This window comes from Arthrobacter sp. Y3224055, assembly GCF_059090825.1.
In genome coordinates, this window is sequence record NZ_JBNHGB010000004.1 from 269,416 (window position 1) to 284,141 (window position 14,726).

Below are 14,726 nucleotides of genomic sequence, written 5' to 3' on the forward strand. Positions count from 1 at the left end.
GAGGTTCCCAGCCAGGGGTCCGGTCGGGTCACGCCCGCGCCCTCCGGTTGGAGACGCTAAGTGAGGAGAGGCATGCAGGTCATACGCAACAACTACGACGCATCACGCTTCGACGCCTATGTAGACGGAGAAGTAGCGGCGTCGCTGCAGTACAAGATCCAAGACGGTGAGATGTGGCTCCTCCAGATTGACGAAGACCGTTTGCACCGCGGGCTTGGCCTGGCCGACGAATTGGTGCGCCGGGCATTGGTTGAAGCCCACCGCCGCCGCCTGCGCGTATTGCCGTTCTGCCAGGAAGCCCGGCAGCAGGTCTTTAACCATCCTGTGTTCCTCCGGCTGGTACCGCAGGAACAGCGCAGCCGCTTCCATAAGTCGTGGGCCTTGGAGAGCAAGGCCGGGGCGGGTCGTCGCCGGCGCCGGGTGTCCTCCGGTGTGGCCCGGAATTCCACCGCGCCGAAGGCAACGGCCCGAAGTTCCGCCGCGCCGAAGGCAGCGGCCCGATGAGTGGCAAACTCAAGGTCACGGTCCGGGTCGACCTGGAGTGCTCGGCCGCGCACATCGAGGTACGCGGCCGCGTCGACGAGCGGAACGTTCTGGCCGTCTACTCTCTGGCCAGGCGGGCAAACTCGCTGGCGTCAGGACTTCAGATAACCATTGACCTGCAGAATGCCTCCGTGGACGGGGCAGTCCTGGCAGACCTGCAAGGATGCGCGGCGGCCGGAGCGCTGCCCGCACATGCCGACCCCGGGCAGTCCGACTGCTGGCTGAGCATTCTGGCTCCGGCCACTGAGCTCTCCGACGTGGCGCTGGCCGCCTGATACCGGCCCGCACCAAGACACGGAAGGCCGCCGTCGTTCTCACGGAAACGACGGCGGCCTTCCGCCTGCCCGGACCTTGGCCCGCCTCCGGCCTGCCGAAACCCTGTTCCGGGCCGCGCCGGTAGATCAGGCGTAGTAGCGGCCGAGCACCTCGGCCTTGAAGTCAAAGAAGGAACCGTCGTCGATGGCCAGCCGCGCGTCGTCGACCAGTTTTACCGTGAAGCGCTCATTGTGGATGGAGATCAGCGTGTGGCTGACCATCTCGTTTGCCTTGTACAGGTGGTGGATGTAGGCGCGCGTGTAGTTTCCGCAGGTGTAGCAGTCGCAGCCGTCCACCAAGGGGGTGAAGTCCATTTTGAACCGGCGGTTGGACAGGTTCTTGCGGCCGTCGGGCGTGTAGAACGCGGAGTTGCGCGCCACCCGGGTGGGGGAGACGCAGTCGAAGGTGTCGGCGCCGTTCTCGATCGCGGTGAAGATGTCGTCGGGTTCCGAGATGCCCAGCAGGTGGCGGGGCTTGTCCTCGGGCAGCTCCTCGGTGCACCAGCGCACGATGGTGCCCAGGTTCTCCTTCTCCAGCGCGCCGCCGATGCCGAAGCCGTCGAAGTTCATCGCTCCGAGGTCGCGGCAGGCCTTGCGGCGCAGGTCTTCGTACTGGGCGCCCTGAATAACGCCGAAGAGTGCCTGATACGGCCGGTGGGAGCGCTCCTCGGTGAGCCGCTCGTGCTCGGTCACGCACCGCTCGGCCCACCGCCGCGTCCGTTCCAGCGACTCCTCCTGGTAGCCGCGCGAGTTCATCAGCGTGGTCAGTTCGTCGAAGGCGAACATGATGTCCGCCCCGAGCTGGTGCTGCACCTGCATGGAGATCTCCGGCGTGAAGCGGTGTCTGTCGCCGTTGAGATGGGACTTGAACCAGACGCCGTCGTCGTCCACATGGGCCAGGCGTTCCTTGCCGGGTGCCACCCGGTCGTCGGAGCCGCTGCCGGCCGCGGCCGCGTCCATGCTGATGACCTTCTTAAAGCCGGAGCCCAGGCTCATCACCTGGAAGCCGCCGGAATCGGTGAAGGTGGGCCCGTCCCAATTCATGAACCTGCCCAGCCCGCCGGCCGCATCGAGCACCGCCGCCCCGGGCTGCAGGTACAGGTGGTACGCGTTGGCCAGCAGGGCCTGCGCGCCGAGCTCCTTCATCGACTCGGGGAGGACGGCCTTGACCGTGGCCTTGGTGCCGACGGCGATGAAGGCGGGGGTCTGTATCTCTCCGTGCGGCGTGGTGATGGTTCCGGTCCGGCCCTGGAACGCGCCCCCGTTGTCTTCTACCTGGGCGGGGGCGGGGCTGGCGGTGTCGGACAGGCGGCTGCCGACGCGAAAGGAAAAATCAGACTGGGGCACCCCACCATTTTGCCTTACCGGGCGGCGGCCGGACTCCGGGGCACTGGGTGCGTGGGCGGTGCGTGCGTGGCTGCGCCCAATGAAAGACGGGAGCAAGGTAGCTACAGTAGGCAACCGAAGGGCGGAAGGCATGCTGAAGCAGCAAGTGCGCGAGTTCTTCCGGGTTGGTCCGGCGCGCCAAGACCATATTGTTGCCACGCGCTGCGGTCTCAGCGTGGGCCTGCCCTTGCTTGCCCTGCTGGCGTTTGGCCGGTTTGACCTGATGGTCTTCGCCGCCTTCGGCGCCTTCACGGGGATCTACGGCCGCGGTGAAGCACACGGCTCCAGGCTGCGGCATCAAGGCTGGTTTGGCGTCCTGATCCTCTTGGTCATGTTCCTCGGCGCGCTCACTGCCCGGGCCGGCCCCGGGCCCTGGGGGATCGTGTTCGGCACCACCGTGGTAGCCGGGTCGTGCTCCCTGGCAGTCAACTACCTCCGGCTGCGGCCGGCCGGGGTCATCTTCTTCACCTTCGGTTATGCCGCCATCGGCTCGATTCCGCCGACGGCGCCGTTGTGGCAGGCGATGCTGACCGGACTGGTGAGCGTGGTGCTGGCCATGCTGATCGGGATCAGCAGCCGGTTGGTGCCGTCCTGGCGGACGTCCATGGCCGCGCCGCCGAAACAGGAACTGACCGCCGCACACTGGCGGGAATTCGCGGTGGAGGCCGGCGCGAATGCCGTCGCGGCGCTCGCGGCCGGGACGCTCGCCACCATGGTGGGTCTGGGGCACAACTACTGGGCGATGGTGGCCGCGGTGGCCCCGATCGCCGGCCCCAGCCTGGTCCAGCGGGTGAACAAGGGCGTGCACCGCATCCTGGGCACCTTTGCGGGCGTGGCGGTGGCCGGGGTGCTGCTGGCCCCGCACCCGGCGCCGTGGGTGCTGGTGCTGATGGTGGTGGCGCTGCAGTTCGCGGCCGAGATGTTCGTGCTGCGCCACTATGCCCTCGCGCTGATCTTCATCACGCCGCTGGCCCTGATCATGACCGAGCTCGCTGCCCCCACGGATCCTCAGGAGCTGATGGTGGACCGGGCTTTGCAGACCGCGATCGGTGCGCTGGTAGGGCTCAGCCTGGTGTACCTGATGCACCAGCGCACCGTGCGCATGAAGAACCGGCGGCGCTTCCAACGCAAGCACCGCGGCGAGGGATGAGCGGGGTTCGCCCGCCCGCCCTCCGGGCTGCTGCGGTGTGGTCTAGTCGGCGACCGGCCCGGCGGTGCTGCCGAGCACCAGCGGGTCGGCGACGGGCAGCGCGCTGCTGCGCCAGCCGTCCCAGGCTTTCCGGATTTCGGCGAGCCGGCGGGCACCAAGGCCGTAACAGCTGATCAGCACCTGGCAGCCGCCCTCCGGCCGGCCCTCCGGATGCGGCGGCGTGGTCGCAAGAATCAGGAGGCCGCCGCCATGGTCGGCGTATGAATCCACCGTCAGCCCGAGCTGGCGCTCCGACCGGAACCACACCTTGCCGGAGAGAGCCTCACCGGTGGACAGCGTGGCGGAGTACGGCTCGTCCGGCTCCGGCAGGTTGTCGAGTCCCAGGCTGGCGAGCAGGCCGCCGGGCGGCAGCGAGTCGGCGCCGAGGTACGTGGTCTGGCGTGGGTCGTTGGGGTGCCGCTCCAGGGCGAACCGCAGCTGCTGCAGGAAGGTCAGCCAGCCTTCGGTGACGTCCTCCCACCACTCGTCGGACTTCTCGCCGGACTCCCGGCCGCGCTCGAGGCTCAGCTGGACGCCGTCGCCCACCGGCTTCAGGATAAAGGCATCGCCGTCGCTCAGCCTGAGTTGTTTGTGGTCTTCGGATTCGGTGGCACCGGTGAAGTAGATCTCGCGGATCTCCTCGTCCAGGCCCTTCATGTCCCAGCCGTGCCACTGTGCAATGGACCTGGGCTCGCGCAGCATGACCCAGACCTGGCGGGCGTCCGCATTGATGTGGACGCTCAGGGGACCGGTCGCCGGTGCAACGTCGCTATCCGTCATGCGGCCGACTCTACCCGCGGGGCCGCAGGGGTGGCCAGAGTCGGGCGGAACGGGCCTAGGAGTTCCGCTGCTGGGCGTCCAGTGCGCGGATCGCCACCAGCTCGTTGCTGATCCGGCGGTCCAACTCGACCGGCTCCAGGGTCTCCGATCCGCCGTGCGTGCGCAGGTACAACAATGAGCTCAAGCGCAGTTCGCGCCACTCACGCTCCACGTCGCGGTCGGCGGCGGCCATGGCGCGGTGGATTTCCTTGTCGTAGAGGTTCGGCTCGTTCAGCTGGCGCTGGCGGACCTCCGCGTTGACCTTCGCGCGGAACGGGTCCTCGTCGGCGTCGTCGGGGGTGCGCAGCGCCTCGGCCAGCCTCCGGGCTTCCTGCTGGTCCTCCTCGTCGCCGGACTCGCGCAGCATGTAGGCGGCCATGGCCATCGCCGACTGAATCCATTTCCACCGGCCGAAGTTCCCGTCGAACGGCTGGTCGATGATCAGCCGGCAGACTGTGAGTGCGCGTTCGCGATCGTCCAGCTCCACGAACAGGATATGGGCCAGGTCCCGCACGTCCTGCAGGTGGCTGCCGGCCTTGGTGTTGAGGCCCCGGCTCAGGCGTGCGGCCAGCCGCTGCACCCGGGCATTGCGTGCGTGTGCCCGCGCCACCTCGACCACCACCGCCTCGGGAGTGCCTTCCTCGGCCGGGATCAGTTCCAGTTCAGCCAGCGCCAGCGCGCCGGGCAGCGGCGCGGGCCGGCGGGAGGAAGCCACGCGGATGCGCGAGCCGTGGGCAATGCGCACCTTGCTGCCGTCTTCCAGCGTGGCCACCACCAGCGCCGGCGTGCCGAAATCGTCGGGTACGACGGCGGTGCTCGCCACCGGCGCCGAGTGCTCGCCGGAGCGGGTCAGGAACCGGGCGCCCGCGGCCACGGCCTCGGCCTTGACATGGTGGATGTATGTCTCGGCCTGCTGTTCCGTCATGGGTAAATCCTTAGTCACGCTCGCGATCGTCTGAACAGTATATGAATTCGTTATCTTTTCGGGGGGAGGTGCGGCCCGGTGTCCAGCCCGCCGACCTGATGAAACGATGGATTGTGAGCGGCCTCTCGCGCTGTCCAAATCCTGGGAATAGGGACAATGCGCCCGGGCGTTGATCTCGGCACCGGAGACCGCGGGCCCAAAAAATCGGTGTCCGGCTCGGGATCGAGGACCAAAGATGACCGCGATCGCCGATAGCGTCAAGACATCGAAGTTCCCGCCGGAACCGTACCTCGTCGGTTGTTCCGACGAAGCACCTCACGCACAGCAGCCCTACATCCTTGTGAAAGCTGAATCCAGCCATGAGCATCATTCTTGCCCCGGAGGCCCGCCTTGGCGAAGCGCCGACACACGCCCCCGTGTACCCCGAGCAGTTCCGCAGCAGGAGTCGTTTGACCGTGCTGCTGCATGCCGCCGGCGCGGCCCTGACGGATCTGGCCAACCGCCGAAGCCAGCGGCCGGTCCAGCTGAAGCGGCTGAGCTACCAGGACCAGCACCGGGAGGAGTCCCGGGACCTCGCCGCCCAGATGTACGTCTGGATGCTGCCGAAGTAGCCGGGCGGTCAAGCCGCCGGCACTCCGGGGGAGGCCTGCGCCGGCACTCGGCCGCGGTCAGCCCGCCGACCCACCGGGCGGTAAGCCCTCCGACATCCGGGCGGCGGTCAGCGGCACCAGCCCGCGTGAGCCAAGGCCTGGCGCAGCAGGTTGCCGCGGCCGCCGATGAATTCGGACTGGACCGCCTGGCTCAGCGCATCTTCCGGCGTCATCCAGCTCAGTTCCAGGGCGTCCTGGCGCGGGTTGCATTCCCCGGTGACCGGGATGACGTAGGCCAGGGCCACGGCATGCTGCCGGTCGTCGGTCAGCCCGGTCTCGGACGGCGAGGGGAAGTATTCCGCCACCGTGAAAGGCACCGGGCTGGCCGGCAGTTGCGGCAGGGCCAGCGGGCCGAGGTCCTTCTCCAGATGGCGCAAGAGGGCGGCCCGGACCGTCTCGCGGTACATGACCCGGCCGGAGACGAACGTGCGCACCATCTCGCCTTCGTCCGAAGCCTGCAGCAGCAGGCCGATCTCCGTCACATACCCCAGCGAGTCCAGCCGCACCGGCACCGCCTCCACGTACAGCATCGGCAGGCGTTGCCGCGCCTCGTGCAGGTCCTCGTGGGACAGCCAGCCGGGATACGGGTCGGGAGTACGTACGCTCATGTACTTGTTCTACCGCACCCCTGCGACGCCAGTCACGCCGGCCGCCCCGCCGGCGCGTCCGCTCCAGTGCACCCCAGCCACGGCCGGACCCGCCAGAACCGCGGAACCGCCGGTCCCGTCAGGGCCAAAGCGTCGGCGGCAGCGGGTGGTCTCCAGTCGAACCGTTTCGCGGGGCGCTGAACCGCAGGTACCCTCCGCTGGCCTGGTTCGCGCCGTCAGGATGCTCCACCAGCAGGACCACCCGGCCGGCCTCGTCCGCCCGGGAGCAGTCGTAACCGGCCGTGGCGAGGCGCTCCCGTAAGGCGCACAGGTCGCCGTCGTACTCAAAGGCCAGCCCAAGCTGCTCCGTACCGCCGTGCTGTACCTCGACCAGCCCGCCGTTCTTCGCCGCGAAGACCACGCAGGTGCCGTCGCCGCTGAACCGGGGGCGCGCGCCGATTCCGCGGAGGGTGGCCGCAGCACCGGATACGTCCGGCGTCACCCAGACCGGCATGACGGCCAACACCGGATCGGGCGGGTTGTGCCCGGCCTCGTGCCCGAACGACGGCGCGGCGGCCCGTGCCAGGAAGCTGAGGCCCGAGGGTGCGGTGATCCGCGCGGACCGGTCGTTGCCGGCCTCCTCGATTTCCGCCCGCGTGCCGTCGGCCACGGTGCGGCGGACAAATTCGTCGAGGTCGCGGACCTCGAAGCCCAGTTCCACGCTGCCGTCGGCGGCGTCGCCGGGATCGGCCGGGCGCAGGTCCAGCCGCCCCGAGCCGGCGGCGAACTCATGCCGGGCACCGCCGTCGTGGGCCACGCAGGCCAGCCCCGCCGCGGTCAACAACTCCCGCCACGGCCCGATGCGGGAGGTGGACAATACGGGACGGACGCGCAGCATTTGGGTTCCTCCTTGGGCAGGCACGGGACGATAACCCAAAACACTAGACGGCGCGGCCCTGCCGTGCTGCCATGAGGGCATGGCCGTTGAGCTTCCGGAGTTGCTGGTGCCAGACGCCGCCGCGTGGCGGGCCTGGTTGGAGGAGAACCATGCCTCGTCGGCCGGCGTGTGGCTGATCCTGGGCAAGAAGGGCGGCACGGTCACAGCCTTGGATTATGCCGCCGCCCTGGACGAGGCGTTGTGTTTCGGCTGGATCGACGGGCAGGGCAAGCGGCGCGACGCGGAAAGCACCCTCCAACGCTTCACCCCGCGGACAAAGCGCAGCATTTGGTCGCTGCGGAACGTCGGGCACATCGAGCGGCTGGAGCAGGCCGGGAAGATGCACGAGGCCGGCAGGGCTGCAGTGGCCGCGGCGCAGGCCGACGGCCGCTGGGAGAAGGCCTACGCCGGGCCCGCCACGGCCGAGGTGCCCGAAGACCTGGCCGCGGCGATCGCCGCCGTCCCGGAAGCGCAGGCAATGTTCGAGGTGCTCACCTCGCAGAACCGCTTCGCGCTGATCCACCGGCTGGCCCAGCTGAAGACCGATGCCGCCCGGCAGCGCAAGATCGCCGGCTTCGTGGAGATGCTGGCCCGGCAGGAGACACCGTATCCGCAGCAGAAGAAGCCGTCCTGACGGCCGGCCGAAGGCCCGTGCGCACGCCCCGGACTGCGCCGCTTCACCCGCCCGTTCCGACGTCCGTTCACTTCCCCGCGCCGACCCCGGTGCCCACGCCCGCTCAGGCGGGCAGCGTGGCGGCGGCTTCCAGGGTCATCCAGGCCTGCAGTTGGGTGGACAGCTCGACGCCGCCGCCGGGCCCGCCCGCTGTGGCGGCCGGAACCGCGGGGTCGGGGGAGAAAACCAGCACCTCCCCGGTGCGGTGGTTTCCGATGGTCCGCCCGTCCCAAAAGCCTTGCGCGGTGTCCAAGACCATCCGCGCGGCCAGTTCCCGCGCCGAGTCCGGCAGCCGGTCCGAGCGGGCGGCCAAAGCCAGGTAGCGGGCCAGGATCCCGGTGAACAGGCCGCCGTCGCCGGCGCCGTGCGTGCGCAGGACGAGTTGGCCCCCGTCCCCTGTGGTCGCCGAACGTCCTTGGACCAAACCGGCCGCGATGCCCTGCACCAGTTCGGCGGCCCGCGCCAGGTCGGCGTCGCGGCCCGTTTCCAGCAGTGCCCCGAGCACCGGCCCTTGGTTGTAGGTGTAGAGGTCGTCTACTAAAACCGGCCGGCCGCCGGCGACCCGGACGCCGTCGAGATACAGCCGCTGCCGGGGCGCGTACAGAGTGGCGTCCAACCAGTCCAGGAGCCGGGCGGCCTGCGCCCGGTCGCCCGTGCGCGCCAGATACAGGGCCGCCGGTGCCGTGGCGGGGGTGTTCTTGAAGTCCCTGGCGGTGTTCCAGAACAGGCCGCCGCCCAGGTCCGGGGTGTGCGCCGATTCCAGCTGTGGCAACAGGCCGCGAGCCGCGGCCCTGTTCCGGAAGCGGGGCTTGTGCGCCTCGGCGGCCAGCATGTCCAGCCGCTGCGCCGCCAAGGCCAGCCAGGCCATGTCGTCATAGTAGGAGTTGTTGAAGCGGAATCCGTTGCGCCAGCGGAGCGTGCGCAACAGCCGCGCGGCGAGACGGCCGGCGCTCGGCCCGTCGCCGCCGTCGTAATGCCGGCCCCCGCGCAGCTCCCGCCACCCGGCATCCACCAGGCAGTCCAGGAAGTGGGCCTGCCACCAGTAGTGCCATGGCCCGCCCCGGCCGGGAGAGGGTTGGCGGACCGCGCCCAGCATGGTGAACGGAAGGCCCAGCAGGCACTGGCGGAAATGGCGGACGACGGCGATGGCGGCCTCGTCCGCGCGTCCTGCCGCCAGAACGGGGTTGGGCGGGCGGAGTGCTCCGCCGCCGGGCAGGGTGGGCATGTGGACCAGCCTAACGGCGGATCGGCGCGGCGCAGGCCGGAATCTGCCCGCCGATGCCCGGGGTGTGCGCCGGGCCACACTAGGCTGAGGGTTGCAATGCCGCCGGCGCGCAGGCGGCCGGAGAGATGAGTGTTGAGGACCCGGAGGAGGATCCAGTGGAGGTAGCCGGAACCGTAGCGTTGATCACGGGCGGAGCATCGGGGCTGGGGGCTGCGACTGCCCGCCGGCTGCATGCCGCCGGTGCGTCAGTGGTACTGATGGACCTGCCCGGCTCGAAGGGGAAAGAGCTCGCCGCCGAACTCGGGGACCGGGCCGTGTTCGCGCCCGCCGACGTGACCAATGAAGATCAGGTGCAGGCCGCGGTGGCGGCGGCCGCGGCGCTGGGACCGCTGAGGATCGTGGTCAACTGCGCCGGCGTTGCCACCCCGGGCAAGGTGCTGGGCCGCGACGGGGTCCTGCCGCTGGAGGCGTTTGCCACGGTGATACAGGTCAACCTGGTCGGCACCTTCAACGTGATTCGCCTGGCCGCCGCGGCCATCGCCGCCACCGAACCGGTGGAAACCGAACTGGGCGGGCCCGAGCGTGGCGTCATCATCAACACCGCCTCCGTGGCGGCCTTCGACGGCCAGATCGGCCAGCCCGCCTACGCCGCGTCCAAGGGCGGAGTGGCTGCCATGACGCTTCCGCTGGCCCGCGAACTGGCGCGCTCGCTGATCCGGGTAGTTACCATCGCCCCGGGCATCTTCGAGACGCCGATGATGGCCGGGCTGCCGCAACAGGCGCAGGAATCGCTGGGCCGGCAGGTGCCGCACCCGTCCCGGCTGGGCCGGCCGGCAGAGTATGCGGAGCTGGCCGCGCACATCGTGGCCAACTCGATGCTCAACGGCGAAACCATCAGGCTGGACGGCGCGATCCGGATGGCGCCCAAGTAACCGAAGGGTCGGTGGGCGGGGGAGTAATCGGCGCTTCCGGGCTGCGCCTAAGTTCCCGGCACCTCCCGGGTGGGCGGGGGAGTAACCGGCGCGAGCCGGATGACGCGGGCAGCCGGCGCCTCCGAAACCCGTCGGCGAAAGGCGAGGCGTCGCCGTCGTACGCTTGAGGTGGACCGTGCCGAAGCTTGGAGTCCCCGGGAACGGCACGCCCGCCGCAGCCGCCCGCAGGACGCGAAAGGACGCACCCATGCCGCACGCCGCCCGCGACCGGGACCTCGACGCGAGCCTGCGCGCCGACGTGCGCCGGGTGAGCACGCTGCTGGGGGCATCGCTGGCCCGCCAGCACGGGCCGGAGCTGCTCCACCTGGTGGAGCAGGTGCGGCTGCTGACCAAGGAGTCCAAGGAAGCCGCCCGGGGCGAGGGCGAGGCCACCGGGCCGTGGACCGCCCGCGAGGTGATCGATCAGGTCCGCGAACTGCTCGCGGGGCTGAACGTGGACGAGGCCACCGACCTGGTGCGGGCTTTTGCCTTCTACTTCCACCTGGCCAACGCCGCCGAACAGGTGCACCGGGTGCGCCAATTGCGTGCCCGGCCGGAGGAAGACGGGCAGTTGCTGCGCACCGTCGCCCAGATTGCCGAGGAAGCGGGGCCCGAGGCGCTGCAACGCGCGGTCAACCAGCTCGACGTCCGCCCCGTCTTCACCGCGCATCCCACCGAGGCATCGCGGCGCACCGTGCTGGACAAGCTGCGCGCCATCTCCGACCTGCTGTCCACCACGACGGCGGAGGGCAGCACGGCGCGGCGGCGGCAGGACCGGCGGCTGGCCGAGATCATCGACCAGATGTGGCAGACGGACGAGCTGCGGCACGTGCGGCCGAGCCCCGTGGATGAGGCGCGCAACGCCGTTTACTACCTGGGCAACATCCTCAACAACACCATGCCGGAGCTGATGGGGGACCTGGCCGAACTGCTGTCCGAACATGGCGTGACGCTGCCCGCCGACCGGGCGCCGCTGCGTTTCGGCTCCTGGATCGGCGGCGACCGGGACGGCAACCCGCTGGTCACCGTGGACGTGACGCATGAGGTCTTCCAGCTGCAGAACCAGCACGCGGTGCGGATCAACATCGGCTTTGTGGACAGCCTGATCGCCGTCCTGTCCAACTCGACGACGATCGTGGCCGCCAGCGACGAACTGCTGAATTCCGTGGCCAGGGACCTCGAGAACCTGCCGGGCCTGGACACCAGGGTGCGCGAGCTGAACGCGAACGAGCCCTACCGGCTGAAACTGACCTGCATCAAGGCGAAGCTGCTCAACACCAGCGCCCGGATCCAGCGGCGGCTCCCACACGAGCCCGGGCGGGACTACAGCTCGACGGCGGAGGTGCTGGCCGATCTGGCGCCGATCGAGCGATCCCTGCGCGCCCACACCGCGTCGTTAGTGGCGGACGGTTCGCTGGCCGCAGTGCGCCGCGCGGTCTCGACCATCGGGCTGCACCTGGCCACCCTGGACTTCCGGGACAACGCGGGGAAGCACCACAAGGCGGTCGCGGCGCTGCTGGCCGCCCGTGATGCCGCGCGGACCCCGGCCGGCGTGACCGCGGCCTCGGGTGCTGCGGCGAGTGGCGAGGCGGGTTCGGGTGGTACGGCTACGCCGGGGGCTGTGGCGACAGCTGGGGGCGGCGCGGCTGCTCCGGCGGGTGTGGCGACAGTCGTGGGCGGCACCGACTCTGCGGCCGACGCTGCTGCGCCGTCCGGCTACCTCGAACTGGCCCGCGGACCGCGGCAGCAGCTGCTTTCCGCGCTGCTGCTCGAGCCCGGACCGCTGGCACCGCCGTCGTTGTTGAAAAAGAAGCGCGCACGCACCTTGGAGGTGTTCGGAGCGATCGCCGAGGCACTGGGCCAGTATGGTCCGGACGCCGTGGAGACGTACATCGTGTCCCGGGCACGCGGCGCCGACGACGTGCTGGCCGCCGCGGTGTTGGCGCGCGAGGCGGGACTGCTGGCGCTGGACGGCTCCGTGCCTAAGGCGCTGATTGGCTTCGCGCCGCTGCTGGAAAGCGTGGAGGCGCTGCGCAGCGGCGGGAAGATTTTGGACGACCTGCTCTCGGATCCGCAGTACCGCCGGATCGTGCGGCTGCGCGGTGACCTGCAGGAGGTCATGTTCGGCTACTCGGACTCCAACATGGAAGCCGGCGTGGCCACCAGCCAGTGGGAAATCCACAAGGCCCAGCTGGTGCTGCGCGACGTGGCCGCCCGGCACGGGGTGCGGCTGCGCTTCTTCCATGGCCGCGGCGGGTCGGTCGGCCGCGGCGGCGGGCCCACCTACGACGCGATCCTTGCCCAACCGAACGGCGCGCTCGCCGGCGAGATCAAGTTCACCGAGCAAGGCGAAGTCATTTCCGACAAGTACACCCTGCCGGAGCTTGCCCGGGAAAACCTGGAGCTGGCGCTCGCGGCGGTGCTGCAGGCCTCCGCGCTGCACCAGGAGCCGCGGACCTCGGAGGCCGAACGCGGCCGCTACCACGCTGCCATGGAAGCGATTTCCGGCGCGGCCTATGAGCGCTACCGGCTGCTGGTGGGGCACCCGGACCTGCCGGAGTATGTCCGGACGTCGACGCCGGTGGAGCAGCTGAGCGAGGTGAAATTCGGTTCGCGTCCGGCCGACCACCCCGAGGCGGGCCCGGCCGCCGGCCAGGGGCTGGGCAAGCTGCGGGCCATCACCTGGGTGTTCGGCTGGACCCAGTCGCGGCAGATCGTTCCCGGCTGGTATGGCGTCGGCAGCGGATTGCGGGCCGCCCGGGCCGCCGGATTGCAGCCGCAGTTGCGCGAGATGATCAGCAACTGGCACTACTTCCAGTCCTTCATCTCGAACGTGGAGATGACGCTGGCCAAGACCGACCTGGAGATCGCGGCGCATTACGTCTCGACGCTGGTGCCTGAGCCGTTGCGGCACCTGTTCGACGACATCCGCGCCGAGTTCGAGCTGACCGTGGCCGAGATCCGGAAGCTGACCGGCGAGAACGAACTGCTCGATAACCAGCCGGTGCTCCAGCGCTCGCTGCACATCCGAGACCAGTACTTGGACCCAATTTCGTACATGCAGGTGGAATTGCTGCGCCGCATCCGGACGTCGGAGCCGGACGAGGCACTGCAGCGGGCCATGCTGATCACCGTGAACGGCATCGCCGCGGGATTGCGGAATACCGGCTAGCGCGGCCGTGTGGCGACGGGCGAGGCTTGTACGCGCGGCCTACGCGGCGCGTCGGGCCGGGCTGGCGGCCTCGCTGGCGGCCGCGCGCGGCCTCGCGGTGTCAGAGTGCGCAGGATGCCTATCCTCGGCGGCTTGGCAGCGCACATCTGCCCATGTTTAGCCATAACTTCCCATGTCTTGGCCGACCCACCCACGTCTGACTAGGCAGGATGCTTAAGCATGCGGCTAAACGTGGGAAGTCACGCGCAAACCCGCCCGTCTGCGACCCGGCCAAGCAGCGCGCAAGTGGCCCGCCCAAGCCTTCCGCCCGCCAAGGTGCCCGCAAGCCGCCCGTCTGCCACCCGCCCAAGCCTTCCGCCCGCGCGTCCCATCCCGCCGCCCGGTAAGCGCCCCGTTCACCCCGCCTATGCCGCCCGCGCGCACCATCCCGCCCGCCCACCTTCCGTCCAGCGGAACCACCCGGTTGCCCGCGCCGCGATTGCTCGTCATGCTGTGGGCATGACGAAGCTGCTGCCTGCCGCCAACCTGTTCGGCCACGACGTCACCGCCGCCATCGAGGCCCAGCCGGACGGCGTGGTGCACCTGGATGCGCACTTGGACCGGATCTGGCAGCAAGCGGCTCCGTTGCTGGCCGTCCGCGACAATGATGCCCACACGCTCTACGCCTTTGGCCTTGCCCAGGCCCTGCTGGCCGCCCACCCGGAGGCCGATGCCGACGTCGTCCTTCCGGCCATCATGCTGCACGACATCGGCTGGTCGCAGGTGCCCGCGGACCAGGTCCTCGCAGCGATCGCCCCCGGCGGCGGCCGGCCCGACCTCGTCTTGCTGCACGAGAAGGAGGGCGCCCGACTGGCGGCCGGGATCCTCGAAGATGCCGGCCATGACCCGGTGCTCATTCCGCGCATTCTGGAGATCATCGACGGGCACGACTCGCGCAAGGAGGCCCTCTCGATCGAGGACGCCATCGTCAAGGATGCAGACAAAACGTGGCGGCTCAGCCCGCACGGCGTCGACACCGTGATGGAGTGGTTCGGGCTGGACCGCGGACAGGCGCTTCGGCTCTGCAGCCAGCGCGTCCTGGGCCATCTCTTCACCGAGGAGGCCAAGGACATGGCGCGCGCGCTGTCTGCGCTGGAATCGGTAACGTTGTGGCCGCAGCGCCGGGCGCTGCTGGCCGACGGCTAGACTCGGTTCCGGGGCGGGTGCCGCGAGGGCACCGCCTGTGAAGCTCTGCGGCACTGACGGCGGCGCTGTCCGGCTTGCCCGGAAGACGGCGCCCGGCTTCGTTTGAACGACGGCCGTGTCCGGCTTTGCTTGGACGACGGCGGTGCCCCA

14 protein-coding genes are annotated in these 14,726 nt (G+C 69.8%); 8 read left to right on the forward strand and 6 right to left on the reverse strand.

The genetic code is table 11. From position 1 onward, the window contains the following. The first annotated feature begins 72 nt into the window (after positions 1-72). Positions 73-504: a GNAT family N-acetyltransferase gene (locus tag AC5RTY_RS11770; protein ID WP_494002233.1), complete on the forward strand. Its 432-nt coding sequence runs from the start codon at positions 73-75 to the stop codon at positions 502-504. Continuing rightward, positions 501-818, forward strand: coding sequence for a hypothetical protein (locus tag AC5RTY_RS11775; protein WP_494024381.1), 318 nt, complete (start codon positions 501-503; stop codon positions 816-818). The genes AC5RTY_RS11770 and AC5RTY_RS11775 overlap by 4 nt, the downstream gene beginning before the upstream one ends. A gap of 126 nt (positions 819-944) precedes the next feature. Here the strand turns inward: AC5RTY_RS11775 and tgt are convergent, their stop codons facing one another. Continuing rightward, positions 945-2,204, reverse strand: coding sequence for a tRNA guanosine(34) transglycosylase Tgt (gene tgt / locus AC5RTY_RS11780; RefSeq protein ID WP_494024380.1), 1,260 nt, complete (start codon positions 2,202-2,204; stop codon positions 945-947). Positions 2,205-2,334: 130 nt separating this feature from the next. Between tgt and AC5RTY_RS11785 the strand changes: the two genes are divergently transcribed. Then, on the forward strand, positions 2,335-3,393 hold the full coding sequence (locus AC5RTY_RS11785) for an FUSC family protein (RefSeq protein ID WP_494024379.1): 1,059 nt from the start codon (positions 2,335-2,337) through the stop codon (positions 3,391-3,393). A gap of 42 nt (positions 3,394-3,435) precedes the next feature. On the opposite strand, the gene AC5RTY_RS11790 is transcribed toward AC5RTY_RS11785, so the two are convergent. Together AC5RTY_RS11790 and AC5RTY_RS11795 are read right to left on the reverse strand one after the other, a co-directional pair. After that, complete coding sequence (locus AC5RTY_RS11790) at positions 3,436-4,212, reverse strand: SRPBCC family protein (protein WP_494024378.1); 777 nt, start codon at positions 4,210-4,212, stop codon at positions 3,436-3,438. Positions 4,213-4,267: 55 nt separating this feature from the next. Continuing rightward, a complete protein-coding gene (locus tag AC5RTY_RS11795; RefSeq protein ID WP_494002238.1) occupies positions 4,268-5,176 on the reverse strand; it encodes a DUF6707 family protein in 909 nt (302 codons plus the stop codon). 359 nt (positions 5,177-5,535) lie between these two features. On the opposite strand from AC5RTY_RS11795, the gene AC5RTY_RS11800 reads away from it, so the two are divergent. After that, the gene (locus tag AC5RTY_RS11800) at positions 5,536-5,787 is read left to right on the forward strand and encodes a hypothetical protein (RefSeq protein WP_494002239.1); all 252 of its coding nucleotides are present in this window, start codon (positions 5,536-5,538) and stop codon (positions 5,785-5,787) included. A 107-nt stretch (positions 5,788-5,894) separates the two neighbouring features. On the opposite strand, the gene AC5RTY_RS11805 is transcribed toward AC5RTY_RS11800, so the two are convergent. After that, a complete protein-coding gene (locus AC5RTY_RS11805) occupies positions 5,895-6,434 on the reverse strand; it encodes an NUDIX hydrolase family protein (RefSeq protein ID WP_494002240.1) in 540 nt (179 codons plus the stop codon). 118 nt (positions 6,435-6,552) lie between these two features. Then, on the reverse strand, positions 6,553-7,311 hold the full coding sequence (locus tag AC5RTY_RS11810) for a VOC family protein (protein ID WP_494024377.1): 759 nt from the start codon (positions 7,309-7,311) through the stop codon (positions 6,553-6,555). Positions 7,312-7,390: 79 nt separating this feature from the next. Here AC5RTY_RS11810 and AC5RTY_RS11815 point away from each other — a divergent pair, with 79 nt between their 5' ends. Further along, positions 7,391-7,984: a YdeI/OmpD-associated family protein gene (locus AC5RTY_RS11815; protein ID WP_494002242.1), complete on the forward strand. Its 594-nt coding sequence runs from the start codon at positions 7,391-7,393 to the stop codon at positions 7,982-7,984. A gap of 103 nt (positions 7,985-8,087) precedes the next feature. Here the strand turns inward: AC5RTY_RS11815 and AC5RTY_RS11820 are convergent, their stop codons facing one another. Then, on the reverse strand, positions 8,088-9,248 hold the full coding sequence (locus AC5RTY_RS11820) for a glycoside hydrolase family 76 protein (protein ID WP_494024376.1): 1,161 nt from the start codon (positions 9,246-9,248) through the stop codon (positions 8,088-8,090). Positions 9,249-9,403: 155 nt separating this feature from the next. Here AC5RTY_RS11820 and AC5RTY_RS11825 point away from each other — a divergent pair, with 155 nt between their 5' ends. The 3 genes from AC5RTY_RS11825 to AC5RTY_RS11835 all read left to right on the forward strand — a co-directional run bounded on the left by AC5RTY_RS11825 (position 9,404) and on the right by AC5RTY_RS11835 (position 14,576). Continuing rightward, complete coding sequence (locus tag AC5RTY_RS11825) at positions 9,404-10,180, forward strand: SDR family NAD(P)-dependent oxidoreductase (RefSeq protein WP_494024592.1); 777 nt, start codon at positions 9,404-9,406, stop codon at positions 10,178-10,180. 247 nt (positions 10,181-10,427) lie between these two features. Beyond that, complete coding sequence (locus AC5RTY_RS11830) at positions 10,428-13,391, forward strand: phosphoenolpyruvate carboxylase (protein WP_494024375.1); 2,964 nt, start codon at positions 10,428-10,430, stop codon at positions 13,389-13,391. 498 nt (positions 13,392-13,889) lie between these two features. Beyond that, positions 13,890-14,576 carry an HD domain-containing protein gene (locus AC5RTY_RS11835; RefSeq protein WP_494024374.1) on the forward strand — a complete coding sequence of 229 codons (687 nt, stop codon included), beginning with the start codon at positions 13,890-13,892 and terminating at the stop codon, positions 14,574-14,576. Positions 14,577-14,726 lie beyond the last annotated feature (150 nt).

Excerpts from the sequence above, each read along its gene's own strand:
- AC5RTY_RS11770 (WP_494002233.1), top strand. The coding sequence starts at position 73 with ATGCAGGTCATACGCAACAACTACGACGCATCACGCTTCGACGCCTAT.
- AC5RTY_RS11775 (WP_494024381.1), top strand. The coding sequence starts at position 501 with ATGAGTGGCAAACTCAAGGTCACGGTCCGGGTCGACCTGGAGTGCTCG.
- AC5RTY_RS11785 (WP_494024379.1), top strand. The coding sequence starts at position 2,335 with ATGCTGAAGCAGCAAGTGCGCGAGTTCTTCCGGGTTGGTCCGGCGCGC.
- AC5RTY_RS11790 (WP_494024378.1), bottom strand. The coding sequence starts at position 4,212 with ATGACGGATAGCGACGTTGCACCGGCGACCGGTCCCCTGAGCGTCCAC.
- AC5RTY_RS11795 (WP_494002238.1), bottom strand. The coding sequence starts at position 5,176 with ATGACGGAACAGCAGGCCGAGACATACATCCACCATGTCAAGGCCGAG.
- AC5RTY_RS11800 (WP_494002239.1), top strand. The coding sequence starts at position 5,536 with ATGAGCATCATTCTTGCCCCGGAGGCCCGCCTTGGCGAAGCGCCGACA.
- AC5RTY_RS11805 (WP_494002240.1), bottom strand. The coding sequence starts at position 6,434 with ATGAGCGTACGTACTCCCGACCCGTATCCCGGCTGGCTGTCCCACGAG.
- AC5RTY_RS11810 (WP_494024377.1), bottom strand. The coding sequence starts at position 7,311 with ATGCTGCGCGTCCGTCCCGTATTGTCCACCTCCCGCATCGGGCCGTGG.
- AC5RTY_RS11815 (WP_494002242.1), top strand. The coding sequence starts at position 7,391 with ATGGCCGTTGAGCTTCCGGAGTTGCTGGTGCCAGACGCCGCCGCGTGG.
- AC5RTY_RS11820 (WP_494024376.1), bottom strand. The coding sequence starts at position 9,248 with ATGCCCACCCTGCCCGGCGGCGGAGCACTCCGCCCGCCCAACCCCGTT.
- AC5RTY_RS11830 (WP_494024375.1), top strand. The coding sequence starts at position 10,428 with ATGCCGCACGCCGCCCGCGACCGGGACCTCGACGCGAGCCTGCGCGCC.
- AC5RTY_RS11835 (WP_494024374.1), top strand. The coding sequence starts at position 13,890 with ATGACGAAGCTGCTGCCTGCCGCCAACCTGTTCGGCCACGACGTCACC.